General features: G+C 65.0%; 38 protein-coding genes and 1 tRNA gene. 16 read left to right on the top strand and 23 right to left on the bottom strand.

Translation table 11 applies throughout. The features are described from left to right. Positions 1 to 26: 26 nt before the first annotated feature. From U1872_RS12425 to U1872_RS22865, 10 genes are read right to left on the bottom strand one after another with little or no spacing between them, the layout of a single operon-like run. The gene (locus U1872_RS12425) at positions 27 to 278 is read right to left on the bottom strand and encodes a hypothetical protein (protein WP_332793206.1); all 252 of its coding nucleotides are present in this window, start codon (positions 276 to 278) and stop codon (positions 27 to 29) included. Next, positions 275 to 874: an MT-A70 family methyltransferase gene (locus U1872_RS12420; protein ID WP_332793205.1), complete on the bottom strand. Its 600-nt coding sequence runs from the start codon at positions 872 to 874 to the stop codon at positions 275 to 277. The genes U1872_RS12425 and U1872_RS12420 overlap by 4 nt, the downstream gene beginning before the upstream one ends. Next, entirely contained in the window at positions 871 to 1,950 is a 1,080-nt protein-coding gene (locus tag U1872_RS12415) for a phage Gp37/Gp68 family protein (RefSeq protein ID WP_332793204.1), read from the bottom strand. The genes U1872_RS12420 and U1872_RS12415 overlap by 4 nt, the downstream gene beginning before the upstream one ends. After that, a complete protein-coding gene (locus U1872_RS12410) occupies positions 1,943 to 2,773 on the bottom strand; it encodes a DUF6551 family protein (RefSeq protein ID WP_332793203.1) in 831 nt (276 codons plus the stop codon). Before U1872_RS12410 ends, U1872_RS12415 begins: the two co-directional genes overlap by 8 nt. Then, entirely contained in the window at positions 2,773 to 3,036 is a 264-nt protein-coding gene (locus U1872_RS12405; protein WP_332793202.1) for a hypothetical protein, read from the bottom strand. The genes U1872_RS12410 and U1872_RS12405 overlap by 1 nt, the downstream gene beginning before the upstream one ends. Beyond that, positions 3,033 to 3,635 carry a ComEA family DNA-binding protein gene (locus tag U1872_RS12400; RefSeq protein WP_332793201.1) on the bottom strand — a complete coding sequence of 201 codons (603 nt, stop codon included), beginning with the start codon at positions 3,633 to 3,635 and terminating at the stop codon, positions 3,033 to 3,035. Before U1872_RS12400 ends, U1872_RS12405 begins: the two co-directional genes overlap by 4 nt. Continuing rightward, complete coding sequence (locus U1872_RS12395) at positions 3,632 to 4,315, bottom strand: hypothetical protein (protein WP_332793200.1); 684 nt, start codon at positions 4,313 to 4,315, stop codon at positions 3,632 to 3,634. The genes U1872_RS12400 and U1872_RS12395 overlap by 4 nt, the downstream gene beginning before the upstream one ends. After that, a complete protein-coding gene (locus U1872_RS12390) occupies positions 4,305 to 4,601 on the bottom strand; it encodes a hypothetical protein (protein ID WP_332793199.1) in 297 nt (98 codons plus the stop codon). Before U1872_RS12390 ends, U1872_RS12395 begins: the two co-directional genes overlap by 11 nt. Next, the gene (locus U1872_RS12385; RefSeq protein WP_332793198.1) at positions 4,598 to 5,029 is read right to left on the bottom strand and encodes a phage regulatory CII family protein; all 432 of its coding nucleotides are present in this window, start codon (positions 5,027 to 5,029) and stop codon (positions 4,598 to 4,600) included. Before U1872_RS12385 ends, U1872_RS12390 begins: the two co-directional genes overlap by 4 nt. 38 nt (positions 5,030 to 5,067) lie before the next feature. Further along, the gene (locus tag U1872_RS22865) at positions 5,068 to 5,358 is read right to left on the bottom strand and encodes a helix-turn-helix domain-containing protein (protein WP_443025376.1); all 291 of its coding nucleotides are present in this window, start codon (positions 5,356 to 5,358) and stop codon (positions 5,068 to 5,070) included. Positions 5,359 to 5,450: 92 nt separating this feature from the next. Here U1872_RS22865 and U1872_RS12380 point away from each other — a divergent pair, with 92 nt between their 5' ends. From U1872_RS12380 to U1872_RS12325, 12 genes are all read left to right on the top strand, one after another. Then, positions 5,451 to 6,137, top strand: coding sequence for an XRE family transcriptional regulator (locus U1872_RS12380; protein ID WP_332793197.1), 687 nt, complete (start codon positions 5,451 to 5,453; stop codon positions 6,135 to 6,137). 17 nt (positions 6,138 to 6,154) lie between these two features. Then, positions 6,155 to 6,412, top strand: a complete 258-nt coding sequence (locus U1872_RS12375; RefSeq protein ID WP_332793196.1) for a hypothetical protein — start codon at positions 6,155 to 6,157, stop codon at positions 6,410 to 6,412. Beyond that, a complete protein-coding gene (locus U1872_RS12370; RefSeq protein ID WP_332793195.1) occupies positions 6,391 to 6,777 on the top strand; it encodes an HIRAN domain-containing protein in 387 nt (128 codons plus the stop codon). Before U1872_RS12375 ends, U1872_RS12370 begins: the two co-directional genes overlap by 22 nt. Positions 6,778 to 6,875: 98 nt before the next feature. Beyond that, positions 6,876 to 7,154 (top strand): hypothetical protein, encoded by a 279-nt coding sequence (locus tag U1872_RS12365; RefSeq protein ID WP_332793194.1) that lies wholly within the window; start codon positions 6,876 to 6,878, stop codon positions 7,152 to 7,154. Beyond that, a complete protein-coding gene (locus tag U1872_RS12360) occupies positions 7,154 to 7,414 on the top strand; it encodes a hypothetical protein (protein WP_332793193.1) in 261 nt (86 codons plus the stop codon). The genes U1872_RS12365 and U1872_RS12360 overlap by 1 nt, the downstream gene beginning before the upstream one ends. Next, positions 7,411 to 7,569 carry a hypothetical protein gene (locus U1872_RS12355; protein WP_332793192.1) on the top strand — a complete coding sequence of 53 codons (159 nt, stop codon included), beginning with the start codon at positions 7,411 to 7,413 and terminating at the stop codon, positions 7,567 to 7,569. The genes U1872_RS12360 and U1872_RS12355 overlap by 4 nt, the downstream gene beginning before the upstream one ends. Then, a complete protein-coding gene (locus U1872_RS12350) occupies positions 7,566 to 7,964 on the top strand; it encodes a hypothetical protein (protein WP_332793191.1) in 399 nt (132 codons plus the stop codon). Before U1872_RS12355 ends, U1872_RS12350 begins: the two co-directional genes overlap by 4 nt. Positions 7,965 to 8,017: 53 nt before the next feature. Further along, the gene (locus U1872_RS12345; protein ID WP_332793190.1) at positions 8,018 to 8,383 is read left to right on the top strand and encodes a hypothetical protein; all 366 of its coding nucleotides are present in this window, start codon (positions 8,018 to 8,020) and stop codon (positions 8,381 to 8,383) included. Then, positions 8,367 to 8,786, top strand: a complete 420-nt coding sequence (locus tag U1872_RS12340; protein WP_332793189.1) for a hypothetical protein — start codon at positions 8,367 to 8,369, stop codon at positions 8,784 to 8,786. The genes U1872_RS12345 and U1872_RS12340 overlap by 17 nt, the downstream gene beginning before the upstream one ends. Further along, positions 8,783 to 8,974, top strand: a complete 192-nt coding sequence (locus U1872_RS12335) for a hypothetical protein (RefSeq protein ID WP_332793188.1) — start codon at positions 8,783 to 8,785, stop codon at positions 8,972 to 8,974. The genes U1872_RS12340 and U1872_RS12335 overlap by 4 nt, the downstream gene beginning before the upstream one ends. After that, positions 8,971 to 10,044, top strand: a complete 1,074-nt coding sequence (locus U1872_RS12330; protein WP_332793187.1) for a tyrosine-type recombinase/integrase — start codon at positions 8,971 to 8,973, stop codon at positions 10,042 to 10,044. Before U1872_RS12335 ends, U1872_RS12330 begins: the two co-directional genes overlap by 4 nt. A gap of 432 nt (positions 10,045 to 10,476) precedes the next feature. Then, positions 10,477 to 10,668, top strand: coding sequence for a helix-turn-helix transcriptional regulator (locus U1872_RS12325; protein WP_332793186.1), 192 nt, complete (start codon positions 10,477 to 10,479; stop codon positions 10,666 to 10,668). 331 nt (positions 10,669 to 10,999) lie between these two features. Here the strand turns inward: U1872_RS12325 and U1872_RS12320 are convergent. Together U1872_RS12320 and folK are read right to left on the bottom strand one after the other, a co-directional pair. Beyond that, a tRNA-Lys gene (locus U1872_RS12320) sits at positions 11,000 to 11,075 on the bottom strand. 36 nt (positions 11,076 to 11,111) lie between these two features. Next, positions 11,112 to 11,588, bottom strand: coding sequence for a 2-amino-4-hydroxy-6-hydroxymethyldihydropteridine diphosphokinase (folK, locus tag U1872_RS12315; protein ID WP_332793185.1), 477 nt, complete (start codon positions 11,586 to 11,588; stop codon positions 11,112 to 11,114). Between the two features lie 23 nt (positions 11,589 to 11,611). On the opposite strand from folK, the gene U1872_RS12310 reads away from it, so the two are divergent. After that, entirely contained in the window at positions 11,612 to 12,274 is a 663-nt protein-coding gene (locus U1872_RS12310; RefSeq protein WP_332793184.1) for a uracil-DNA glycosylase, read from the top strand. A 21-nt stretch (positions 12,275 to 12,295) separates the two neighbouring features. Here U1872_RS12310 and U1872_RS12305 read toward each other — a convergent pair whose 3' ends face one another. From U1872_RS12305 to U1872_RS12290, 4 genes are all read right to left on the bottom strand, one after another. Beyond that, positions 12,296 to 12,862, bottom strand: coding sequence for a DUF4337 domain-containing protein (locus U1872_RS12305; protein ID WP_332793183.1), 567 nt, complete (start codon positions 12,860 to 12,862; stop codon positions 12,296 to 12,298). Between the two features lie 50 nt (positions 12,863 to 12,912). Continuing rightward, positions 12,913 to 13,776: an N-carbamoylputrescine amidase gene (gene aguB / locus U1872_RS12300; RefSeq protein ID WP_332793182.1), complete on the bottom strand. Its 864-nt coding sequence runs from the start codon at positions 13,774 to 13,776 to the stop codon at positions 12,913 to 12,915. Positions 13,777 to 13,854: 78 nt separating this feature from the next. Further along, positions 13,855 to 14,829 carry an agmatine deiminase family protein gene (locus U1872_RS12295; protein ID WP_332793181.1) on the bottom strand — a complete coding sequence of 325 codons (975 nt, stop codon included), beginning with the start codon at positions 14,827 to 14,829 and terminating at the stop codon, positions 13,855 to 13,857. Positions 14,830 to 14,832: 3 nt separating this feature from the next. Next, positions 14,833 to 16,440 (bottom strand): M28 family metallopeptidase, encoded by a 1,608-nt coding sequence (locus tag U1872_RS12290; protein ID WP_332793180.1) that lies wholly within the window; start codon positions 16,438 to 16,440, stop codon positions 14,833 to 14,835. 179 nt (positions 16,441 to 16,619) lie between these two features. Between U1872_RS12290 and U1872_RS12285 the strand changes: the two genes are divergently transcribed. Both U1872_RS12285 and U1872_RS12280 read left to right on the top strand, forming a co-directional pair. Continuing rightward, the gene (locus U1872_RS12285; protein WP_332793179.1) at positions 16,620 to 16,874 is read left to right on the top strand and encodes a hypothetical protein; all 255 of its coding nucleotides are present in this window, start codon (positions 16,620 to 16,622) and stop codon (positions 16,872 to 16,874) included. Between the two features lie 5 nt (positions 16,875 to 16,879). Next, on the top strand, positions 16,880 to 17,143 hold the full coding sequence (locus tag U1872_RS12280) for an alpha/beta hydrolase family protein (protein ID WP_332793178.1): 264 nt from the start codon (positions 16,880 to 16,882) through the stop codon (positions 17,141 to 17,143). Positions 17,144 to 17,203: 60 nt separating this feature from the next. On the opposite strand, the gene rpsD is transcribed toward U1872_RS12280, so the two are convergent. Continuing rightward, complete coding sequence (rpsD, locus tag U1872_RS12275) at positions 17,204 to 17,818, bottom strand: 30S ribosomal protein S4 (protein ID WP_332793177.1); 615 nt, start codon at positions 17,816 to 17,818, stop codon at positions 17,204 to 17,206. Between the two features lie 207 nt (positions 17,819 to 18,025). On the opposite strand from rpsD, the gene U1872_RS12270 reads away from it, so the two are divergent. Then, a complete protein-coding gene (locus U1872_RS12270; RefSeq protein WP_332793176.1) occupies positions 18,026 to 18,328 on the top strand; it encodes a chorismate mutase in 303 nt (100 codons plus the stop codon). Positions 18,329 to 18,338: 10 nt separating this feature from the next. On the opposite strand, the gene U1872_RS12265 is transcribed toward U1872_RS12270, so the two are convergent. The 6 genes from U1872_RS12265 to rpiB all read right to left on the bottom strand — a co-directional run bounded on the left by U1872_RS12265 (position 18,339) and on the right by rpiB (position 21,894). Continuing rightward, positions 18,339 to 18,605, bottom strand: coding sequence for a hypothetical protein (locus tag U1872_RS12265; protein ID WP_332793175.1), 267 nt, complete (start codon positions 18,603 to 18,605; stop codon positions 18,339 to 18,341). A gap of 71 nt (positions 18,606 to 18,676) precedes the next feature. Further along, complete coding sequence (locus U1872_RS12260; RefSeq protein ID WP_332793174.1) at positions 18,677 to 19,414, bottom strand: RNA methyltransferase; 738 nt, start codon at positions 19,412 to 19,414, stop codon at positions 18,677 to 18,679. After that, positions 19,411 to 19,872, bottom strand: a complete 462-nt coding sequence (gene nrdR, locus U1872_RS12255; protein ID WP_332793173.1) for a transcriptional regulator NrdR — start codon at positions 19,870 to 19,872, stop codon at positions 19,411 to 19,413. Before nrdR ends, U1872_RS12260 begins: the two co-directional genes overlap by 4 nt. A gap of 3 nt (positions 19,873 to 19,875) precedes the next feature. Next, positions 19,876 to 20,130, bottom strand: a complete 255-nt coding sequence (locus U1872_RS12250) for a hypothetical protein (protein ID WP_332793172.1) — start codon at positions 20,128 to 20,130, stop codon at positions 19,876 to 19,878. 1 nt (position 20,131) lies between these two features. Further along, positions 20,132 to 21,445 (bottom strand): serine hydroxymethyltransferase, encoded by a 1,314-nt coding sequence (gene glyA / locus U1872_RS12245; protein ID WP_332793171.1) that lies wholly within the window; start codon positions 21,443 to 21,445, stop codon positions 20,132 to 20,134. Then, complete coding sequence (rpiB, locus tag U1872_RS12240; protein ID WP_332793170.1) at positions 21,442 to 21,894, bottom strand: ribose 5-phosphate isomerase B; 453 nt, start codon at positions 21,892 to 21,894, stop codon at positions 21,442 to 21,444. Before rpiB ends, glyA begins: the two co-directional genes overlap by 4 nt. Positions 21,895 to 21,943: the final 49 nt, after the last annotated feature.

Here is a 21,943-nt window from a genome sequence, read left to right as displayed (position 1 = left end):
TTGTGATCGATAGGACTTGAAGGCCCTCAAGGCGGCGCGGCGCCCACTTCGCCCGTCACGCGGGCGACATTCCAGCCAGGCGGATGCTCGGTCAGCCAGTTCGACGCGTCGATCGACGCGTTCGCCTCGAGGCGAACCGAGCGTTGCGCCCTGGCTGTGTTGATGCGGTTGCGCAGATCTCCGGGCAGACGGTCCCAGCAAGACTGACATACCGCGTGCCAACGGCCTCGAGCGTTCCCGCAGCCCGTTACCGGGCAAGCGAAGGTCCGGCGCTTCATGCGACCAACTCCCGGTCGAACTTGGACGATTCATTCCCCCAGGCGGTCCAGCCCGGCCGCGAGCTGCGCGCGAACAGCTCACAGCGCTCGTGCACCCCGCGCTCCGGCCCGCCGAGCAGCTGCTCGATGTCTGTGCGGACGCGATCGGGCTTGCGGCTGTGCTCGCGGATCGGCTCGACGATAAGCTGGCGCACGGCGCAGCTGGCGCGTTCCATCCGGCCCATCATGCCGAGCAGGCAGATCTCCGGGTTGGCACGGGTCCAATAGCCGGTGCCCATGAAATAACCTTGCCCGCTCTTGTTGAGCTTCGCCCACTCGAACGCGACGGTCACATAGCGGAAGCCCCAGCGACGCAGCGCGTCGAAACCGCGATCGAGCAGCGGATCGACACACCACAGGAAGATCGCGCAGTCCGGCGCAGCGAGATCGCCGACCGGCATGGCGATGATCTCGTCGGCCGTCATCGTGTCGTAATGCTGGTTCGGGTTGCGCCCCTCCCCGGCTTCCGACCAATTCTCGAACCCCCACGGCGGATCGGCTAGGATCACGTTGTGCCGGAACATCGGCAGCGATCCGAAGGGCCATGCTCGAGTCATGCCGGCATCCCATCATGCTGGACGCCGTCGAGCTTGCGGCCAGACGCCTTCTTGCCGGCGCGGTACATGTCGGGCTCGTCGTCGCTGTGAAAGTTGAAGTCGCCCCGGACTGTCTCGAATGACCAGCGCTCGTCGAACCAGGTCGCGGTATCGACGGTGCGGCGATCGAGCGTGGACTCGGCATTGTCACCGGGGGTCCACTCGCCCCACTGCTTGAACAGCATCGGCACGCCCGCCGCCGCGCACTGGTCGCGCAGAGATCGCGCCCAATCCGGATGCATCGGCCGCGCTCCGGGGCCGCTCTCGCCACCGACGATCACCCAATTGATCTTGGGGCTGTCTGTGAAGTTGCCCCGCAATGGCTGCACGTAGTCGCCGAGGCGGTTGGACAGATCGGTCGGTCGATCGCCAAACTTGCGCAAATCGATGTGCGTTAGAGCGATCGGCCCAAGCAAAGGTTCACCGGAGATGAAGCGCACAGCCGCCGGCGTCGCCAACAGGTCGGGTACGCGCTCGTCGGCGCGCCGCTGATCCTCGACCGAGACGCCGAGCCAAACGTTCGTAAGGGGCCACGAGGCGAAGCCAAATCCAGAGCCGGGGACGAACCTCAACCCGGTTTCATAGGTATCCCGGCCGTCCGGCACGATCTCGGCTGCAATTGCGGCGACGCGCCCAACCACCGCAGGGTCGTTCATATATTCCCGCATCCGCGCCGACCGTTTCGTCAGGATCTGGTGCGAGTGCTGCGGCGTCAGCGCGCAAACGGCGAACACCTTGTCGATCCACGCGATGGGCACGCTCTCATGGAACAGGTCGCCATGCGCGTTCCAGAAGATGCGGCGCGGACGCTTCCACCCGAGCGGCTGCAACAGAGCCGTCTGATTGAAGCGCACCTCGCCCGTCCACACATGGCCGGCCTTACTAGGCTGTGTCAGTCCGGTGCTTGGGTGCCCCGGCAGATTCCGCCCCCCTGCCCGCATAGCATAGCAATTTGTGCAGCCCGGCGAGATCACCGTGCAGCCGTTGACGACGTTGAGCGTCGCATCGGTCCATTCGATCTTGGTGCCATCACTCATCGCCGGCCTCCGCATGCGCTTCGCGATAGGCCGCGAGCATCACATTCGCGGCTGCGGCCGGGCGCGACTGATTTTCGTTGGCAGCAAACCCGCGCGCGAAATCGCGCAGCCAATCCTCCTGACTGCCCCCCCCAACCACGGACACGAAGAGATCGACCTCAAGGGCCGCACCTTCCTGCGCGCAGACCGCGACGATCGCCGCGAACATCGTGCCGCAATATCGCAGCACCTGTCCGTTGAACCCGCGCGCGAGAATATCCAGCGCACGCCGGGTCGCGCCATCGCCGTGTTGACGCCAGGCAGCGCGGACGCCGTTGACGTTAGAAATCATGCCGGGCTTCCAGCTGACATAGTTCTGGTGCGGCGCGAGGCTCAGACCGACATGCTCGATCGACTGCATAATCGCGAGCGCGTCCATGTCGCCGGCCGCGAGCGCCGCGCGGAAGATATCCAACGCCGCGAGAGGGCGCCGCTGCTGGTTGAGGGCGACGAAGCTAGCGGCCTCTTCGCGCGCGCCTTGGCTGGCGACGATCACGCAGGGCAGATCGTAGATATCGCGCCGTGCCCGCGCCGCTGCCAGGCGATGCTGCCCATCGATCACCCACAGGCTGTCGTCGTTCCGGCGCGCCACCACCAGCGGCTGGCATAGCGACCAATCCCACTCGACGGCGATGCGACGGATCAGCCCTTGGCTTTCCCCAGTTGCGATCGACCGCTGATAGGCCGGGTCGATCTTCAGCTCCGCAATCGTGCAATTCGCCAGCACCGGGCGGCGCCCGAGCTGCGGATTGACCTTGAGCGGCTTAGCGGCGACCCCAACCATCACGTACCTCCCTTTACGATCGCACGCATCGCGGCATGCACCCCAGTCGGATCCGCGCCTTCGCGGTGAAGCCCGGTCGCGACCATGTCGGCGAAGGCTTTCGCCCAGCTCTTCAAAAAAGCTGCTTCGCCCGCCTCAATTCGGTCTTTCGAGACCGCCGCATCGACAGCGCCCACGTAGCTGCGCGCCAGCGCCAGCACGCCCGCGCGCTCGGCGACTATCGTCTCGCGCTCGACATCGGCGATGCTGCGCTCGTCGGTCACGCGGAAATCCCTTCGAGCCCACGCGAGATGACCTGCATCAGCGTTGCACCAGCCGGTTCCCCGCGAGCCCGCGACGCGCGCACCACGCCTGCCCACAGTTCGGGCCAGGCGGAGCGCACGCGCGTGATCAGATCGGCCGGCGTCTCGATCAGGCCGGTCGCGAGGATCTCGGCCGGGGCGGCGTCGGCCGGGAGCGCATGCGGCACCGGCGCGCGCTGCGACCCGCTCCGCGCGGCCGCCCGGCGCCGGGCCGCCTCATCGGCTTCGCGCGCAGCGGCGTCGCTGATCGACGGCCGTGCCGGCGCGATGCTGGCCGCGCGCGCCGTGACGAGTCCCGCTGCGCCTGCATTCGCCATACCGGGCCCGCGCCCGTTGGGCGGCACAGCAACGTGCCGAGGCGGAAAGCCATCATAGTGCGCTGCGATGAAGTCCCGCACCCGCGCGATCGTGCGCGCCGTTGGGTACGCCGAATGCTTGAGCGAGCAGATCGTCTGGGCCGAGATGCCAGAGGCCCGCGAAAATTCGGTTTCCGACACGCCAAGGCGATTGCGATAAGCAACAATCTCGCGCGCCAGCTCGGGACCGCTCGGATTGCTCACAGGCCCATTCCCGTCTTGGCGCCGCTCTCGAGGATCTCGACCTGACGGATCGCGAAGTCTGCGTCCCACCGGATCGAGATCATGTTGGCCTCGCTAAGCTTCGCCAGATGCTTGTGCGCGGCTTTCGCGCCCCGAACCCCGATCAGCGCAGCCAGCTCTTCGTTGCTCGGACAGCGCGCAGCATCGTCCGCCAGTCGGGCAAGGATATCGAATAGGTGCCGCGTTTCCGCCGCCAACGTCGTGCTGATCGGGACGATCCGCGCCTTGTCCAAAGGCAGCGCGGTCCGTCGGGCCGCATAGTCGAACAGCGGACCGCCGACCGCATGGCGCGTCCGGCGCAAATGGATCAGCCCTTGCGCCATCAACATCATGGCACGCGCGCCAACGCCGCGAGGTACCGATTGACCGCGCGCATAGATGCACATGCGGTCCGACGCGGCTTGGGCGACCCAGCCATTCAAGCTATCGGCCGAGGCTGCGAACGGGCCAGCGGTGGATATGAGGCATTCCGCGCCTTCGAACGGCCGATGCTCCACGTAAGATTCCTGTCCCATCACAACACCAACCAGGCCAGTGCCCAAAGCAAAGTCGCCAAAGCCAACCCGCGCGCCACGCCTGTCGCGGCGTCGAGCTTGCGCACCGTCGAGGGCTCGGGACTGTGGCGAGGCTTCATGCTGCATCGGCCATCCCGGCTGCGCGCTCGGCGATGGCATCGAACCACCCGCCTACCGCTTCGCGATACCAATCACGCGGACTCATCGCGCGCGCAGTGCGCCGCAACAGGTCGATCAGCAGGATTTCGCCGGGAAGCATCGAGCCATCCAGCAAGCAGGAGAGCTGGATCGCCTCGATATGAAGCCGCCACGCCGCCTTGTGGAGATCGCCACCGCACTCGCGGCCAATCCAATTCGCCAGACGGCGCGCGCCTTCGTTCGGAACGCATGCCACGAGGTGCATCTTCATCATCGTCCACCCTCCGCTTCGATTGCTGCGAGCACGGCGTCGAGTTGCACCGCGACCTCGATCTGTTCGCGCACTTGGCGGCGCGTTTCGCGCGCCTCGGTCGGCGTCACGATATGGTCGGAAAGCGCCGCGCAGATCGCGCTGGCGATGTCCCCGCCTTCCTTGGTCAGTTTGGCGAGCAGCAGCAGGAGATCGCTGTCGCTCGGAAGAGATTCGGGCAGGCGCACGAGCGCGAAACCCATGCTTGCCGCCAGAGCGCGCGTGACGTGAGGCCAGCCATCGCGGTCGCGGGCGAGCGGCTCAAGATCCTGCACCACATCGATAGCCACGAAGCTGTCCGCGCGGTTGACGGACTGATTATCACCTAGCGCCGACTTTCCGACACGACAGAAACTGGCGGAAGCCTCGAGGCCACCGCAGCCTTTGATCATTTCGGCAGTCGCCTGCTTGAGGCGGATGACCTCTGGGGTCATCGAAGCGCCACACTGGAAATTGCGGAAATCGTTCCGGATGACGAGGCATTGCGGTCGGCACTATTACTTGTGACATGCTCACCGCGTGGCCCACCACCATCTACTTCGGCCACAGCCGCGGCGTGCCGCCGCATAATAAGCGCGTCCAATGCCAAGCGGGTCCGCTCATCGACCGCCAGATCACCGTTCTCGAACCGTGAGATGGTAGACTGATGGAGACCAAGCATCCCCGCGAGTTCGGATTGAGTGACCGCGAGGGTCTGCCGGGCTGTTCGGATGTCGTCCATGGCGCGTTTATATGCACGTGAGCATATCTAGGTCAACGGCAATATGCGCACAGGAATTAGCAGCGCGCGAAGCTTCGCGATATGCGCAGCGCATGAGCAGCGATATCCTATCGGCGAACATCCGCACGCTGCGTGAGCACTTGGGGCTCAATCAGGCGGAATTCGCAGAGCGCGTCGGCGCGAAACAATTTCAGGTCTCTAAGTGGGAAACCTTAGGCCAAGAACCGACCGCCCGCACCCTGATCGCAGTCGCAGCACTGGCCGGTGTCGATCCGATCGAATTCATGGATACGCCATGGTCGCCGCTTGAAGGTTCCCGTCCGTCTGCCTCCACGCTCCCGGCTATTAATGCACCGGTTTTCGAGGATGATGTCGTTGAAATCGTCTCGCTGGATCTATCCCTATCCATGGGGCCAGGAACGTTGATCGAGGATTTCGTCGAGAGCGAGACGATCAAGATGGATCTTGCTTTGGTGCAAGGCATCACCCGCACACCGTCAGACCGCCTCCGTTTGGTCAAAGGTATTGGCGACAGTATGGAGCCCACACTTCGAACAGGCGACCATGTGCTGATCGACATCAATGAGAAATCACTTTCCAAAATCAGCGGAATTTACTGGATCGACTATCATGGCTCTCATGGCATCAAGCGATTGAGGCCTGCGAGCAGGCAGCGTGTCCGAATTATCTCGGACAATCCCGGCGAAGAGGACTTTGAGGTCGATGCCGAGGATCTGCGCATTGAAGGCCGGGTGATCTGGTTTGCACGGGAATTGTGATGTTTTCTCTTATTGCGATGGCGATCCTCGTCCAGGCGGCGCCGCTCGATAAAACCGTTCAGATCGGGGGAGAAGGCTTTCGCGTCGAAGTGGAGGGCGAAGAGGTCAGGGTGATACCCAAACGCTCGCTGAAAGCCGTCACACTCGCGCGACGCGACAATATGCGCACGGCAGTTCAGACCGCGACCGGCTGCGCGATCACCGACGAATTCTTCACCGGTGCCGCGAACGGCTACATGGTTGGCAGATTAAAGTGCGCGCCCTCTCGGCAGTAGTTGTCGGCGCACAGCATCCGAACGCCAAAGGACCTACTCGGCGTTTCGCGATATCGCTGTGTCGACCCGGCGAGAAGGTCGAACTCAAGCGCGAGCCTACAAACCCGAAAGATCCGCACGCCGTGGCGGTATTTAACGCCATTGGTATCCAGATGGGATACCTGTCGGCGGAGCGCGCCCCTTGGATCGGGGGCTTGATGGATAAAGGCCGAAGGGTCGACGCGATCTTTCAATCCTCGACCGACTATGGCGCGGTGGTCCGAATCGCGTTCGATGGCGCCACACTAGAACTGCCAGCCCCTAACGACATCCCAGTGGTCGACCCGGAATTTTTCGCTGATCCAGATTATCCGGACGAGTTTTGAGGCGACACATATTCTCATGCGCATCTTTTGCACTTGAGATTATTCCTACGCGCATATAGTTTGCCGACGTCAGCCCGATCTGGGCGATGGAGGCGATCATGCAAACCACCGATCACACGCAATCACCGTTGGGCGCACCAACCGCCTACACGCCGCCGGCCTGGGCAACCGAAGCCCATAGTAACACGCTCCTGCGAACGGTCGGCCGGCATCCGCTGCCACCGTTCGACCTTCCGGAGCCTCGCGCTCCGTTGGTGACGATCGAGGATGATCCCGATTTCCAGATGCTCGAGCGCGGGACGCTCGGCGTCGTCGTGCTGCTCGTCCTCTATATGGTGCTCCAGTTCGTCCGCGCGTGGATCGAGGGTCGCCTCTGATGGCCCGCCTTACCGAATGGATGTGGTGGGTCGGCTCCATGGAGGCCGTTGAAAACGAGAACACCTACGAGATCGACCAATGCCGGTCTCGTGACGAGGCCATCCTCGCCGGGCAGCGCGAAACACCCGCAGGAAACAGCTTCTGCATTGTCGAGGCGCGGTGCTGGGATCGTGCAGACAAAGGCGCCGATGATGTCGAGCGCTTCGCCCGCGAGCGCAATCACGAGACGATCGTTGCCGAGTTGAGGCGCCCGCAATGATGCGCCACCTCATTCCCCATTTCGACTTCGGCCCATGGGGGGGCGGCGCGTTGACGTTCGACGACTGCCAACGTGAGGACGCGGTCGAGGGCCGCTGCATTGTCTTTCAATGGCTCGGCTTCCTGATCGAGATCGGCATCGGAGCAGTCCGATGAGATCGCCGTATCGCTGTCAGATTTGCGGCCGCAGGAAAGGCCTGCGCAAGAACGGTACGATTGTATATCACCACGTTCGAGGCCTCCCTTGTGCTGGTGCTGGCGCCGTCCCGATTGAGGAGAACGACGACCGTCTACGTCAGGTCGCCCGCGAGACCGAGGGCGCCCTGCGCAGCGCGCGAGCGACGATCCGTGCGCTCGAGGCGCGTCGCGCCAACTGGATCGACCCTTCACTGCTGAAGCGCCGAGACGACCTGCGCACTCGGTTGGACACTTTGCACCGCCGCATCAAACGCCTCGACGGCTGGGCTGATCTCGCAGACAGGCAGATGGCACGATACGGCTGGTGCCAGCGGCCACCGGCCTATCTTTTGGCCCGCCAGGTGCAGCGGTGATCAGCACCGCGACCCGACCACAATATGCCGATCAAACGTCAGCGCTTAACGCCGTGGCCGAACGCCTGCTCGCCGAGCGTGTCGCGAAGTATCCGGCCATGGTGGCGGCAGGGAGAATGTCTCAAGCGAACGCCGACACAGGCATCCGCACAATGCGCGGAGTCGCCGATCATTGGCGCGCCATGGTCGACGGCACACCCGCACCCGAACGCTGTGCATGTTGTGGCGGCGCGAGCTATCGCGAGCAGCGCGACACGCTGATCGCGGCCAGTGCGCGCACTGCCCAGATTGCAGCGAACGCTCCCGACGATGCGCGAAAGGCCGATCGCGCCGCCGCCGTCGCGGCGCTGCTGTGGCATGCCGAGATCGCCCTCGCTGCCGAGCGAGCTTGCTGGAACACCAATGCGCAAGCGGCCTGATTCGACGCCCGCAGCAGCCTTGTTACAAGGCTGCTCTCAGAAGGGCGACAACCGCATGCCCGGTCAGCAGGCCGGGGACTGGCCGCCTCGGCACTGCCCGGAGTGCATGCGGCTCTTTGAGCCCAAGGTGTCCAATCAGCTATTCTGCAAACCGGAGCACAACGCCGATTGGAACAACCGTGCCACAAAGCGCGGCCGGGTGCTGACCCCGCTGTCGATCGTCGCGCGCGTCACGCGAAACGGGACGCGCGGCACGCCGGAAGCGCGCGAGGCTGGCCGGGTGGCCTCGTCGCACCACAACGCCTTAATCCAACGCTATCGCGACGAGGATCGCGAGGCCGGCCGCATGGAATGGCCGGCCTTCATGATCCTGCGCGTTCGCCAGGGGTTCGATCCATTATGACCGCTGCAGCTCGCTTCACTCAGCAGGACATCACTCGGGTCATGAAGGGCGCCAAAGCGGCCGGCTACGCTCGAGTCCGCGTCGGCATTGACCCATCCGGCAATATCGTGGTCGATGCCAGCGATGAGCCAGAGGTGTTGCAGCCGATTCGCGCAAACCCCTTGGACAGGCTGCTAGGCAATCGATGAAGACGCGCTACGCAAATGTCACCGTCAGCGCCGATCGGCACGGCAAGCTGCGTGCCCGCTTCCGTAAGGCAGGCCATCCCGTCGTGTACCTAAAGACGCTGCCCGACCAACCCGGCTTTGAGGCCGAGCTTCAGGCGATCACCGCCGCGCAGCCGATCCGCGATCCGCGCGTGATGCCGCGCAGCGTCAATGATCTGGTTGCACGCTATTACCGCTCGGCCGACTTCGCGGCGAAGGGCGGTGCAGACGACAAGCGACGCCGGCGTGGCATCATTGAAGGGTTTCGCGAGGAGTACGGCAACGACATGGTCGCCGACTTCAACTTTGAACACATCGAAGCGATCCTGATCAATAAGACCGAGAAGAAGGCGAACGCGAAGGGACGCATCGTCGGCGGTCAGGTGGCGGCCACCATCCTGCGCAAGCAGCTACGCCGGCTGTTCGCACTGGCGAAGAAGCTGGAGTGGATCCCCGGCAACCCGGTCGAGGATGCCGACCAGGTCGGCCAGCGGAAGCTGACAGGGTTCTACTCGTGGACCGAAGCCGACATCGCGGCATATCAGCAGCGGCATCCACTCGGCAGCAAGGCTCGACTGGCGCTCGAGATAATCCTGTGGACCGGCCAGCGCCGCGGTGACGCGCGGCTGTTCGGTCCCAAACATATCGTCGACGGCAAAATCAATTTTCAGGCCGGCAAGAACGGCGCGGACCTCTGGATGCCCGTCGCGCGCGATCTGCGCCGTGCGATCGACGCCACGCCGAGCGTCGGCATAAAGACATTCATCGTCACGGAGCATGGCAAGACGTTCACCAAGGATGGCTTCGGCAACAAGTTCCGGGAGTGGTGCGACGCCGCCGGCCTGCCGCAGTGCACGGCGCACGGCCTTCGCAAAGCCATCTCGCGACGCATGGCGCAGACACGCGGGACGGACGCGGAAATGATGGCTGTCGGCGGCTGGAAACAGTCCGCCGAAGTCAGGCTCTACACCGAGGCGGTTGAGCAGGAAGCCTTGGCTAAGGGCATGATCGATCGAATCGACCAGCGCTATTCGACGGGCGGCGACAACTAAGCGCTACGAACCTCGATAAGCTGCGTTCCAGTCGGTATACCCTAATCCAGACACCGCGGAACAGCCGACGATATAACGATATCGTTATATCTCCCGATCATGCCTCCAACAAATACAGAACACCGGGTCAAACACCGCTTACGAGGCCCTCAGATGGCCTACAGCGCATGGTTAACGTTTTTGGCTGTTTTGGCGCAAAAAACGTAAGACAGGTCTCACGCCCAAAAAAACGCATCAGTGGCTTGGCACGAAATCGAATCGGCGGTATAACAAAAACGGGCCAGCAAGGTGCGCTAACACCAAACTGGCCCGTTTCGTTGAAAGTGCCTCCAGCTCTGGCCAGCTGGCGGCGTCGTGATCACGGTGTATTTTCTACACTCATCGAGAATCGGCGTCAACTCTGGCTAGAGCTTTTTAGAAAGCTCCAAGACCATGAAGCGTGAATTTTCTCCTCCGATATCGCCTGAAATGGCAGCTCACATCAAATTCCTGATCAGGGAACGCGGGCTATTCCAGCATCAGGCGGCCGCACTGGTTGGCGTCAATCAAGGGCGAATTTCGGAAATCGTGAACGGTAAAGTTCACCCCGAAGTGCCCCCAGCTCAAGGCGCATTTCCTTTCTGAGTTCGGCTGCCTGCCGCAGAAAGGGGGTGATTACCTTGGCAACTCACGAACGCGGGCGCGATGCTGGCAGTGGCCAGTTCATTCCCGTCAAAGAAGCAGAGCGACGTCCTCGAACGACGGTCGTTGAAACATATAAGACCAACAAAAACGGCCCTAAAAATTAGGGCGTGAGCAACAGATGTGTCGCTCGGCCGATAGCCGGGCGGCACATTTGCGCGAGTTAAGGCTGTCCAATCCTGTCGCTTTGGGAACGGAGATTGGCTAACCATCGGACGCGAGGTTTGTCTAACCTCGCGAGAAGCCGCAGAAATCCGCCATTCTTTGGAGGTGGTGGTGGGCCCAATGGGACTCGAACCCATGACCTACAGATTAAAAGTCCGTTGCTCTACCAACTGAGCTATGGGCCCACACCGCGCTCGCGTTAGGAGCGGGCGCCGGGCGGGTCAAGCCAGCCGTGCACGCCTGGTTGCCCGCGCGTGCAATTGTGCCACGCTGAGTCCGCGCTGCGGATCGCGCCAATCGGGCGCGATCGCCAGCAACGGCCGCAGCACGAAATCGCGTTCGCGAAAGGCGATGTGCGGGACGATCAGCCGCTTGCTGCGCCACGTGCCGCCCGACCATAGCACGATATCGAGGTCGATCACCCGCGCCCCCCAGCGCGCGCCGCGGCGGCGGCCGAACGCCTGCTCGATCGCCTTCAGCTGCGCGAGCAGGACGGGCGGCGCTGCCGCGCTCTCCACCAGCACGACGGCATTGGCGAAGCGCCGGATCGAGGGCCCGAGCGGGGCGCTCGCCACGATCGGCGACTGCGCGATCACGCCGGGCAGCGCCGCGATCGCCGCGCGCACTTCGTCGCTCGGGCTGCCGTGGCGGCCACGCCGGTTCGATCCGATCGCGAGGGCATAGGTTGAGTTGCGCATGCAAACACGCCTATCGCACCGCGATGAACTTCGCACCCAGCCCGATCCCGCAAACCGAAGCGCCGCGCGATTGCCCGCTTTGCCCCCGCCTCGTCACCCTGCGCGAAACGCTCCGCAGCGAACATCCCGACTGGTGGAACGCCCCCGTCCCCGCGTTCGGCGATCCGGAGGCGTGGCTCGGCATCGTCGGACTCGCGCCCGGCCAGTTCGGCGCGAATCGCACCGGACGGCCATTTACCGGCGATCGCTCGGGGCCCTTGCTGTTCGACACGCTCGGCAAGTTCGGCCTCGCGACCGGCGACTATCTCGGCAAGCCCGACGACGGAATCGTGCTGACCGGGGCGATCATCGTCAACGCGGTCAAGTGCCTCCCCCCTGAAAACAAGCCGACGCCCGAGGAAATCCGCACCTGCCGCCCGTTCCTTGAAGGCCAGGCCGATGCGCTCCCGTCGGCGCGTGTCTACATCGCGCTCGGGCAGGTGGCGCATCAATCGGCGGTCAAGGTGCTCGGCGGCAAGCTGCCCAAATGCCGCTTCGCGCACGGCGCCGAACATCGCATGCCCGACGGTCGGATCCTGCTCGATAGCTATCACTGCTCGAGCTACAATCAGAGCACCGGGCGGCTGACGTCGGAAATGTTCGAGGCGGTGTTCGCCCGCGCGCTGGAACTGCGCGACGCGGGGTGACGGCACGGCCTAGGCCCGTGCTCAGCCGAGAAACGTGCTCAGCACGTCGGGATGGAAGCCCCATCCGGCAAAACCGCACACCCCCATGAAGATGCCGCACAGGCCGAACGCCCAGCCGGCGGCGAGCAGCCAGAAACTCTCCGCCAGCGCCGCCACCGCCGCCATCGAGATGGCGGTGGCGATCAGCGCCTCGCTCGCGTCGAACTGATCGTCATGGACGTTGTAGGCATCGTAGCGATCGGCAAAGGCCTGCGCCTGCTTGGCGAGCGCGGGAACCTCGGCCGAATATCTGACGATGTCGCGATCGAACCCGGCGATCGCCACCGTAGCGGCGGCATGCGCGGCGGGGGTCGTCGCGATCACCGTCATCTCGGCGCGCGCGGTCTGCGCGATGTGGATCTTGGTCTTGGTCGCCTGATATTCGCCCCAGCGATCGACCGAATCGGCCTTCGCCTGCGCCATGTTCTGGACGATGTTGCCGTCCTTGATGTTGCCCAGCCCCATGAACACCGACAACGCGACGACGGTGATCGCGACCATGCGGTTGAGGCGTTTGTCCTTGGCTTCGGCGCTGACTTCGATTTCCATGCGGCGCGTTTACGCCCCCGCCGCGACTGCGGCGAGTGACGTTTGCGTCATCAGATATCCTGGACCAGCCGCCCGTACAGATCGGGCCGGCGATCGCGGAAGAAGCCGAATGCGGCGCGGTGGCGCTTGACGCGATCGAGGTCGAGCGTCGCGGTGATGACGCCCGTTTCCTCGCGGCCAAGCTCGGCGAGGATGTCGCCGCGCTCGTCGGTGATGAAGCTGGTGCCGTAGAATGTCTGGTCGTGCTCGACGCCGATGCGGTTGGCGGCGACCACCGGCACGACGTTCGACACGGCATGCCCGACCATCGCGCGGCGCCACAGCCGGGCGGTGTCGAGCGAGGTATCGTGCGGCTCGCTGCCGATCGCGGTCGGGTAGAACAGGATCTCGGCGCCCATCAGCATCATCGCGCGCGCCGTCTCGGGATACCATTGATCCCAGCACACGCCGACGCCGAGCGTCGTCGCGCGCCCGGAGTCGGATGGGCCAGGCCACACCTTGAAGCCGGTATTGCCCGGGCGGAAATAGAATTTCTCCTCATAGCCCGGGCCGTCGGGAATGTGGCTCTTGCGATAGACGCCCATCACTGCCCCGTCGGCGCCGATCATCGCCAGCGAATTGTAGTGATGCGGGCCGTCGGCCTCGAAGAAGCTCGTCGGGATGAACACGCCGAGCTCCTTGGCGAGCGCCTGCATCGCCAGCACCGCCTTGTGCGACGCGGTCGGCTTGGCGTTGGCGAACAGCCCCTCATCCTCGACGCGGCAGAAATATTCGCCCTCGAACAGTTCAGGCGGCAGGATCACCTGCGCCCCCTTGGCTGCGGCTTCGCGCACCAATTCGCTGACATGCGCGATATTGGCGTCGATATCGGCGGAGAAAGCGAGCTGCAGCGCGGCTACGGTGATCTGGGTCATGCGCCGCCATATCGTGCTTCGCGCCGCGGATTCAAACAGCAATCAACCGCGCGACGCCAAAACGCCGCGCGGCAGGCGTCAGGCCGGGATCTGCTGCGAGATGCAGTGGAAGCTGCCGCCACCGGTCAGGATCGCGTCGGCGCGCAGGCCGACTGCGGTGCGATCGGGGAACAGCGCCTGAATCGCCGCGACCGCCGATTCGTCGTTGGGCGCACCGTACAGCGGCACCACCACCGCAGCATTGCCGATGTAGAAGTTCATGTAGCTCGCCGGCACGATCTCCTCGTCGCGCAGCACGCGGCCGGGCGACGGGATGCGCACCACCGTCAGCCCCGCGATCGCTTCGGCCGCCTGCGCGGCATGCTGGTAGACCAGCCAGTTCGGGTCGTTCTCGGCAGCCTGCGGGATCGCCAGCACGCCCGGCGCCACGAAGCGCGCGAGATTGTCGACATGCCCGTCGGTGTGATCGTGCATCAGGCCATCGCCGAGCCACAGTATCTCGGTGAAACCGAGATCGTCGTGCAGCCGCCGCTCGATCTCGACCTTGCTCAGCGCGGGGTTGCGGTTGGGGTTGAGCAGGCACTGCTCGGTGGTGACGACCAGCCCGGTGCCGTCGCCGTCGAGTGCACCGCCCTCGAGCACCCAGTCGCAACTTTCGACCGCGATCTGCCGCGAAGCGGCGAGCCGCAGCCCGACATCGTCGTCGCCCGGCAGATCATATTTGCCGCCCCAGCCGTTGAAGCCGAAGTCGCGCGCGCTGGCGTCGGACAGCAGGATCGGGCCGGTATCGCGCAGCCAGATGTCGCCGAACGGCTCGACTACCACCTCGGCACAGTCGCCCGCCATCGCGCGCGCGGCCTCGGCAGCCTCTTCGTCGGCGGCGACCAGGATGACGCGTTCGCCCTTGCCCTCGGCATGGACCGCGCGCGCGAAGGCGGTGACTTCGTCGCGCGCGGGCTCAAGATCGTCTTCCCACAGCTCGGGATGGCTCGGGAAGCCGATCCAGACGGCCTGGTGCGGCGCCCATTCGGCCGGGGGAAGCGGATGCGTCATCGTTTATTGTCCTGCGCGACTCTTGTCGCGAATGGCGCGGAATTCCGCGGTCTTGTACCAATTGGGCCAGTCGGTGCCATCGGCGAGTTCGCGCCCCAGCCCGTAATAGAGCTGGAGATCCTCGACCGCGCCCGACCAATCCCAGGCCGCATTATATTCGTCCTGCGGCTTGTGATAGCGGTTTTGAATGTAATCGAGCGCCGCGGCATGTCCCGCCGCGACACCGCCGACGCGCAGATCCTCGCCCGACCCGCCATCGAACATCGGCACGCCGAGCTTGGCGAAGCTGAAATGGTCCGAGCGGAAATAGCCACCGCGCTCGGGATTGGGTTCGGGCTTGAGCACGCGGCCCTGCGCCGCCGCCAGCCGCTTCATGCGATCCTCGAGCTCGGACTTGCCCGCCCCCGCGACGACGAAGTCTTTCGCGCGGCCCTTGACGTTGAGCCCGTCCATATTGACCCCGCCGACGGTCCGCGCGAGCGGATAGACCGGATGCTCGGCATAATACCGCGAGCCGAGCAGCCCGCATTCCTCGCACGTCACCGACATGAAGACGAGCGAGCGCTTGGCCGGCCCGGCCTTGGCATTGGCTTCGGCGAGCGCGACCAGCCCGGCGACGCCGCTGGCATTGTCGAGCGCGCCGTTGCAGATCGAATCGCCCTTCACCGCATCGCAATGCCCGAGATGGTCCCAATGCGCGGTGTAGAAGACGTAGTCGTTAGGCGCCGTGGTGCCCGGCAGGATGCCGATCACATTCTTCGACGCCTGGCGCTTGATCGTGTTGGCGAAGGAGACCGAGGCGGTCACGCCGAGCGGCACGGCCTTGAAGCCCTTGACCTTGGCGGCGGCGCTCAGCGCGTCGAAATCCTTGCCCGCGCTGGCGAAGACCTGCTTGGCTTTGGCCAGCTGCATCCAGCCGATCGCCTCGCTCTGGTCGGCATGGTCGCCGGCCTCGTCGAGCTCGAGTTGCGGCCCGGTCCAGCTCGACTGGACGACACCCCAGCCATAAGCGGCGGGCTCGCTGTCGTGGACGATGATCGCTGCGGTCGCGCCGTGACGTGCGGCTTCCTCGAACTTGTAGGTCCAGCGGCCATAATAGGTCATCGCCTTGCCCTCGAACAGGCCGGTGCGCGCCGGGCTCTGCCAGTCGGGGTCGTTGACGAGGATGACGACGGTCTTGCCGTGCACGTCGATGCCGGCATAGTCGTCCCACCCGCGCTCGGGCGCGGTGATGCCGTAGCCGACGAACACCACCGGGCTGTTCGCGATGCTGATCTTGGGCGTGACGCGATAGGTCGCGAGCACGACATCGCTGCGATAGGTCAGCGCAACCGGGCTCTTGCCGCCGCTGAAGCTGAGCGGCGTCACGCCCTGCGCGGTGAGCTCGACCAGCGGCACCGCCTGGAACCAGCTGCCATCGTTGCCGGGCTTGAGCCCCGCCGCCTTGAACCGCTCGACGATATAGTCGGTCGTCTTGGCCTCGGCCGCGGTGGTCGGCTTGCGCCCCTCGAACGCGTCGGAGGAGAGCGTCTTGGTGACGTCATTGAGCGTCTGCACCGCGATCGCAGGGGACGACGCCTGCGCGAGCGCGACGCTCGGGGCCACCACCATTGCCAGAGCCACTATCGCAGATGTCCGCATGCCGCCGTCCCGTCCTGATAAGCCTGCGCCCGGTTCTGGCAGGCGCCCGGCGATCGCGCAACCGCGTCGCAAGCCACCCCTTTCCTCGACAAGAAGCTTCTCTATGCTGCGGTAATCGCGCCGCTCTGGCGCCGGACGGGGGTCTGCACATGTCGAAATATTGGTGTCTCGCGGCAGCGGGCGTAGCGCTTGCCGCGCCGGTCCATGCGGCGAGCGATGCGGCGAAGAAAATCGGCGCGCGCGAGGATGTCCAGCAGATCAGCCTCTCGCCCGACGGCAAGCGCTTCGTCGCGCTGCTGAGCGATCCGAAACGCGGGGCACGGGCTGCCGTCTTCACGGTCGACACCACTGCGCCGCCGTTGGCGCTCATCGCGTCGGCGGGGGAAAAGGAGCACCTCGATTAGTGCCAATGGGCCAGCGACGAGCGGCTGATCTGAGGGTTCAGGCCGCCGCGCGCATCACCGCGCCGGTGCTGATGTTCCACGGCGACATGGACCAGAATGTCGGGATCGGCGAATCGCGGATGATGGCGAGCCGCCTGCGCGGCGCAGGCAAGTCGGTCGAACTCGTCGAATTCAAGGGCCTCAGCCACCAGCTCGACGACGGCGAAGCGCGCACCACGCTGCTCGACCGCAGCGACACCTTCCTCCGCGAGAAACTGGGAATCCAGTAGCAACGAAAAAGGGCGGCCCCAGCGGGACCGCCCTTCGTTCGTCGCGAGTCGATCGAAAGATCAGCGCGAGTAGAATTCGACGACCAGGTTCGGTTCCATCTTCACCGGGTAGGGCACTTCGTCGAGTGCCGGCACGCGCGTGAAGGTGACCTTGGCGGCACCGTCGGTCGCGACATAATCGGGGATTTCGCGCTCGGCGAGCTGCTGTGCTTCGAGCACCAGCGCCATTTCCTTGGCCTTGGTGCCCAGCGTGATCTCGTCACCGACGAAGCAGCGACGCGACGCGATGTTGCACTTCACGCCATTGACGCGGATGTGGCCATGCGAAACGAGCTGACGCGCAGCCCACACGGTCGGTGCGAACTTGGCGCGATAGACGATCATGTCGAGACGCTGCTCGAGCAGGCCGATCAGGTTCTGGCCGGTGTCGCCCTTCATGCGGGCGGCTTCAGTGTAGCAAGCGCGGAACTGCTTCTCGGTCACGTCGCCATAATAGCCCTTGAGCTTCTGCTTGGCGCGCAGCTGGATGCCGAAGTCCGAGACCTTGCCCTTGCGGCGCTGGCCGTGCTGGCCTGGGCCATATTCACGCTTGTTGACGGGCGACTTGGGACGACCCCAGATGTTCTCGCCCATCCGGCGATCGAGCTTGTACTTTGCGCTTGAACGCTTCGACATGTGATATTCCTTGGCAAGTGCTTCGTGACAAGACCGCCTGCAAGCAGACGATCGATACCCGGTATCGCTCTATCCAGATCTGTGAGGATCGAGGCAGGGCCACCACTTCACCGGGGTGTGGGGCCATTTGCGAAGGTGGGCGCCTAGCGGGAGGGGCGCACCGAGTCAAGCTAGACAGCGATCGCGCGCCCCGCCAAGATCGGCGGCATGACCGAGATCACACCCGGCCCCGACTGCACGACCATGGCGGAGGTCCGCGCCGGCGTCGACCAGGTCGACCGCGAGTTGGTCGCACTGCTGGGGCGGCGTTTTGCCTGTATGGACGCCGCCGCGCGGATCAAACCCGCGCGCGGCGCGGTGCGCGATGAGGATCGCAAGGCGCAGGTCATCGCCAATGCGGTGGCCGCGGCGGAGGCCGCCGGCGCGCCCGAGCGTGTGGTCGCCGACCTGTGGGAGCAGTTGGTCGAAGCGTCGATCGCCTACGAACTCGAAGCGTTCGATCGGCGATGATCCTGTGCGGTCAGCGGGGCGACGATCCCTGCTGACGGTACGAATCGACATTGCGCGCATTCTGCTGTGCGATGGCGTCCCATTCGGCCTTGGTATGGCACGTGCTGGTCGAAAGGCGCGTCCCGGTGTTGGCGTCGGCGCGGCAGATCTTCTTTTCCTTCACCTTGGGCGTCGGTGCCGGATCGGGGGTCTGCGCCATCACGGGAGCGACCAGCAAAGCCGTGGCAAACATCAGCAGCATCGTATGCCCTTCATATTCGAGGATTCTCGACAGCATAGGACATGCGATATCGCTGGCAAGGCAGGATCGTGAACCGGTCGTCGGGTCCGCCCGCACGAGCGAAGCCCTCAAGACCCGCGCGGCGTCTTCCCCGACAATGCCGACAACACCCCGCGCAGCGTGCGCACTTCCTGCGCCGACCAGCCGGGCTTGGTCAGCAAGGTGCGCAGCGTCCGCCGCGTCACCGGCGTGCGGTCGGGCGGGTAGAAGAAATCGGTCGCGACGAGCATCGCGTCGAGCTGGCCGATCATCCCGTCTAGCTCGGACTGCGGTGCGGGTTCGTGCAGGTCGACCGCAGGCGGCTGGGCGAGCCCCATGCCCTTCGACCATTCATAGGCGACCAGGATCACCGCCTGCGCCAGGTTGAGCGAGCCGAACTCGGGGTTGATCGGCACGGTGATGATCGTCCGCGCGAGCGCAACGTCGTCGGTTTCCAGCCCCGAGCGCTCGGGGCCAAACAGGATCGCGGCGCGGCCCGGCCCGGTATGGATCGCCGCAGCCGCTTCTTCGGGCGTCACCACCGGCTTGGTCACGCCGCGCTTGCGCACCGTCGTGGCATAGACATGCGAACAGTCGGCGACGGCATCGGCGACGGTTTCGTAGACCTGCGCGCGCTCGAGCACGATGTCCGCGCCCGATGCCGCCGGCCCAGCCGACGGATTGGGCCAGCCGTCGCGGGGCGACACGAGGCGCATCTCGACCAGCCCGAAATTGAGCATCGCCCGCGCGGCCTTGCCGATATTTTCGCCAAGCTGCGGACGGACGAGGACGAGAACGGGCGGCGGAGTGACGGGAACGCTGCTCACCCTTTGCCGACCTCGCTCACGGTGCCGGCGAATTCCTCGAAATCGCGCGCCTCGGTGAAGTCCTTGTAGACGCTGGCGAAGCGGATGTAGGCGACCGAGTCGAGGCCTTTGAGGCCCTCCATCACCATTTCGCCGATCCGCCCCGAGCGCACTTCGCTCTCGCCCTGCGTCTCGAGCTGGCGCTGGATTCCCGAGACGAGCTTTTCCAGGCGGACCGCCTCGATCGGACGCTTGCGCGCCGCGATCGAGACCGAGCGCAGCAGCTTCTCGCGGTCGAACGGTTCGCGCTTGTCCTCGCTCTTGATCACGGTCAGCTCGCGCAGCTGGATCCGCTCGAACGTGGTGAAGCGCGCCGCGCACCCCTCGCATTGCCGCCGGCGGCGGATCGCGCCGGCGTCCTCGGTCGGACGCGAATCCTTTACCTGGCTGTCTTCATGTCCGCAAAAGGGGCAGCGCATCGTTTATTTGTTCAACTTTCGATAGGCGGCGTAGCCCGCGCCGAGCAGAGCGCCGGTCACGAGCGAAAACGGCAATACGATCGCGGCGAGCGCACCGACGACGGCGCCGCCTACGATGCGGTTGCCGTCCTCCCCGCCGAGCAGCTTGCTCGTCTGGTCGACGGCGCTGTCGAGCACCTCGACAACGTCTTCGCCGAAAGCGCGCGCGGTGTCTTCGAACGTGGTGCCGGGTTTGTCGTCGCCAGTGTGCTCGGTCATGTCAGCTCTCCGGATAGATCGGGAACCGGTGACATAGTGCAATAACACGCTCACGTACAGCGGCTTCTACCGCAGGGTCGCCGCCCTCGCCCTTCTGGCGCAGGCCATCGAGCACATCGGCGACCATATTGCCGATCTCGCGGAACTCGGCGGGGCCGAAGCCGCGCGTCGTGCCCGCTGGGGTACCGACACGGATCCCGCTGGTCTTGGTCGGCGGGAGCGGATCGTTGGGGATGCCGTTCTTGTTGCAGGTGATGTTCGCGCGCTCGAGCGCTTCGTCGGCATCCTTGCCGGTGACGCCGAGCGGGGTGAGGTCGATCAGCGCGAGATGCGTGTCGGTCCCGCCCGAGACGATCTCGGCGCCACGCTCCTTGAGCGTCGCCGCGAGCACCTTGGCATTCTCCATCACCGCGGCGATGTAGCTCTTGTAGCCGGGCTCGAGCGCCTCGCCGAACGCGACCGCCTTGGCGGCGATGACGTGCATCAGCGGACCGCCCTGCAGCCCGGGGAACACCGCCGAGTTGAACTTCTTGCCGAGCGCCTCGTCATTGCTGAGGATCATGCCGCCACGCGGGCCCCGCAGCGTCTTGTGCGTGGTGGTCGTCACGACATGCGCGTGCGGCAGCGGCGAGGGGTGCAGGCCGGCCGCGACCAGCCCGGAGAAATGCGCCATGTCGACCAGGAAATAGGCGCCGACCTCGTCCGCGATCGCGCGGAACTTGGCGAAATCGATCTGCCGCGGATAGGCCGAGCCACCCGCGATGATCAGCTTGGGGCTATGCTCGCGCGCGAGGCTCGCGACTTCGTCGAAGTCGATCAGGTGGCTGACCGGATCTACGCCATATTGCACCGCGTTGAACCACTTGCCCGACATCGCCGCGCGTGCACCGTGCGTCAGATGGCCACCGGCATCGAGGCTCATGCCGAGGATCGTCTCGCCCGGCTTGACCAAGGCGAGCATCACAGCACCATTGGCCTGCGCGCCCGAATGCGGCTGGACGTTGACATAGGCGCAGTCGAACAGCTGCTTGGCACGGTCGATCGCCAGCTGCTCGACTTCGTCCGACGGGTGGCAGCCCTGGTAATAGCGCTTGCCGGGATAGCCTTCGGCATATTTGTTGGTGAACACCGAGCCCTGCGCTTGCAGCACGGCCTTCGACACGATGTTCTCGGAGGCGATCAGCTCGATCTGCGTCTGCTCGCGCGTCAGCTCGTGCTGGACGCCGGCGAACACCGCGGGGTCGGCCTCGGCCAGGCCGCGCGTGAAGAAGCCGTCAGGCTGGACGTCGTGGAGCGTGGTGGGGTTGGTGCTCATGCCGGATCCTTTGCGGGAGCTGGAGCGCCGAGCTTGTCGACGCGGGTTTGATGGCGGCCACCGGCGAAATCGGTGGTGAGAAAAGCGGTGATGCAGGCCTTGGCCATGTCCTCGCCGACGAGCCGCGCGCCGAGCGCGACGACGGTCGCATCGTTATGTTCGCGCGCGAGCGCCGCCGACAGCGGTTCGGAGACGAGCGCGCAGCGCACCGCCGGATTGCGATTGACCGCGATCGAGATGCCGATGCCCGAGCCGCACAAGGCGACGCCGCGCTCGACCGTGCCAGCAGCGACCGCTTCGGCCAGCTTGAAGCCGAAATCGGGATAGTCGACGCGCGCATCGCTGTCGGGGCCGAGATCGACGACGACATGGCCCTGCCCGGCCAACCAGGCAGCAAGCGTGGCCTTGAGCGCGAAGGCGGCGTGATCGGAGGCAATGGCGATGCGCAAAGCGGGCGCGCTCCCAATTCGGTTGAGCGAATGCGCTGCCTTTAGCCAA

It is taken from the genome of Parasphingomonas frigoris (genome assembly GCF_036663815.1).
GTDB lineage: Bacteria > Pseudomonadota > Alphaproteobacteria > Sphingomonadales > Sphingomonadaceae > Sphingomonas.
The sequence above is the reverse complement of the archived record's forward strand: the minus strand, read 5'-3'. Positions and strand labels throughout refer to the sequence as shown.

Bases quoted from the DNA above. Each gene is read 5' to 3' on its own strand.
- U1872_RS12425 (WP_332793206.1), bottom strand. From the start codon at position 278: ATGAAGCGCCGGACCTTCGCTTGCCCGGTAACGGGCTGCGGGAACGCT.
- U1872_RS12380 (WP_332793197.1), top strand. From the start codon at position 5,451: ATGAGCAGCGATATCCTATCGGCGAACATCCGCACGCTGCGTGAGCAC.
- U1872_RS12290 (WP_332793180.1), bottom strand. From the start codon at position 16,440: ATGGTGGTGGCCCCGAGCGTCGCGCTCGCGCAGGCGTCGTCCCCTGCG.
- U1872_RS12280 (WP_332793178.1), top strand. From the start codon at position 16,880: ATGGGCCAGCGACGAGCGGCTGATCTGAGGGTTCAGGCCGCCGCGCGC.
- U1872_RS12285 (WP_332793179.1), top strand. From the start codon at position 16,620: ATGTCGAAATATTGGTGTCTCGCGGCAGCGGGCGTAGCGCTTGCCGCG.
- folK (WP_332793185.1), bottom strand. From the start codon at position 11,588: ATGCGCAACTCAACCTATGCCCTCGCGATCGGATCGAACCGGCGTGGC.
- U1872_RS12375 (WP_332793196.1), top strand. From the start codon at position 6,155: ATGGCGATCCTCGTCCAGGCGGCGCCGCTCGATAAAACCGTTCAGATC.
- U1872_RS12415 (WP_332793204.1), bottom strand. From the start codon at position 1,950: ATGAGTGATGGCACCAAGATCGAATGGACCGATGCGACGCTCAACGTC.
- U1872_RS22865 (WP_443025376.1), bottom strand. From the start codon at position 5,358: ATGGACGACATCCGAACAGCCCGGCAGACCCTCGCGGTCACTCAATCC.
- U1872_RS12325 (WP_332793186.1), top strand. From the start codon at position 10,477: ATGAAGCGTGAATTTTCTCCTCCGATATCGCCTGAAATGGCAGCTCAC.
- U1872_RS12310 (WP_332793184.1), top strand. From the start codon at position 11,612: ATGAACTTCGCACCCAGCCCGATCCCGCAAACCGAAGCGCCGCGCGAT.
- U1872_RS12305 (WP_332793183.1), bottom strand. From the start codon at position 12,862: ATGGAAATCGAAGTCAGCGCCGAAGCCAAGGACAAACGCCTCAACCGC.
- U1872_RS12335 (WP_332793188.1), top strand. From the start codon at position 8,783: ATGACCGCTGCAGCTCGCTTCACTCAGCAGGACATCACTCGGGTCATG.
- U1872_RS12365 (WP_332793194.1), top strand. From the start codon at position 6,876: ATGCAAACCACCGATCACACGCAATCACCGTTGGGCGCACCAACCGCC.
- U1872_RS12355 (WP_332793192.1), top strand. From the start codon at position 7,411: ATGATGCGCCACCTCATTCCCCATTTCGACTTCGGCCCATGGGGGGGC.
- U1872_RS12270 (WP_332793176.1), top strand. From the start codon at position 18,026: ATGACCGAGATCACACCCGGCCCCGACTGCACGACCATGGCGGAGGTC.
- U1872_RS12265 (WP_332793175.1), bottom strand. From the start codon at position 18,605: ATGCTGTCGAGAATCCTCGAATATGAAGGGCATACGATGCTGCTGATG.
- U1872_RS12410 (WP_332793203.1), bottom strand. From the start codon at position 2,773: ATGGTTGGGGTCGCCGCTAAGCCGCTCAAGGTCAATCCGCAGCTCGGG.
- U1872_RS12390 (WP_332793199.1), bottom strand. From the start codon at position 4,601: ATGATGAAGATGCACCTCGTGGCATGCGTTCCGAACGAAGGCGCGCGC.
- U1872_RS12295 (WP_332793181.1), bottom strand. From the start codon at position 14,829: ATGACGCATCCGCTTCCCCCGGCCGAATGGGCGCCGCACCAGGCCGTC.
- U1872_RS12250 (WP_332793172.1), bottom strand. From the start codon at position 20,130: ATGACCGAGCACACTGGCGACGACAAACCCGGCACCACGTTCGAAGAC.
- rpsD (WP_332793177.1), bottom strand. From the start codon at position 17,818: ATGTCGAAGCGTTCAAGCGCAAAGTACAAGCTCGATCGCCGGATGGGC.
- U1872_RS12385 (WP_332793198.1), bottom strand. From the start codon at position 5,029: ATGATCAAAGGCTGCGGTGGCCTCGAGGCTTCCGCCAGTTTCTGTCGT.
- U1872_RS12420 (WP_332793205.1), bottom strand. From the start codon at position 874: ATGACTCGAGCATGGCCCTTCGGATCGCTGCCGATGTTCCGGCACAAC.
- U1872_RS12340 (WP_332793189.1), top strand. From the start codon at position 8,367: ATGCGCAAGCGGCCTGATTCGACGCCCGCAGCAGCCTTGTTACAAGGC.
- U1872_RS12350 (WP_332793191.1), top strand. From the start codon at position 7,566: ATGAGATCGCCGTATCGCTGTCAGATTTGCGGCCGCAGGAAAGGCCTG.
- glyA (WP_332793171.1), bottom strand. From the start codon at position 21,445: ATGAGCACCAACCCCACCACGCTCCACGACGTCCAGCCTGACGGCTTC.
- U1872_RS12360 (WP_332793193.1), top strand. From the start codon at position 7,154: ATGGCCCGCCTTACCGAATGGATGTGGTGGGTCGGCTCCATGGAGGCC.
- aguB (WP_332793182.1), bottom strand. From the start codon at position 13,776: ATGACCCAGATCACCGTAGCCGCGCTGCAGCTCGCTTTCTCCGCCGAT.
- U1872_RS12395 (WP_332793200.1), bottom strand. From the start codon at position 4,315: ATGCAGCATGAAGCCTCGCCACAGTCCCGAGCCCTCGACGGTGCGCAA.
- U1872_RS12330 (WP_332793187.1), top strand. From the start codon at position 8,971: ATGAAGACGCGCTACGCAAATGTCACCGTCAGCGCCGATCGGCACGGC.
- nrdR (WP_332793173.1), bottom strand. From the start codon at position 19,872: ATGCGCTGCCCCTTTTGCGGACATGAAGACAGCCAGGTAAAGGATTCG.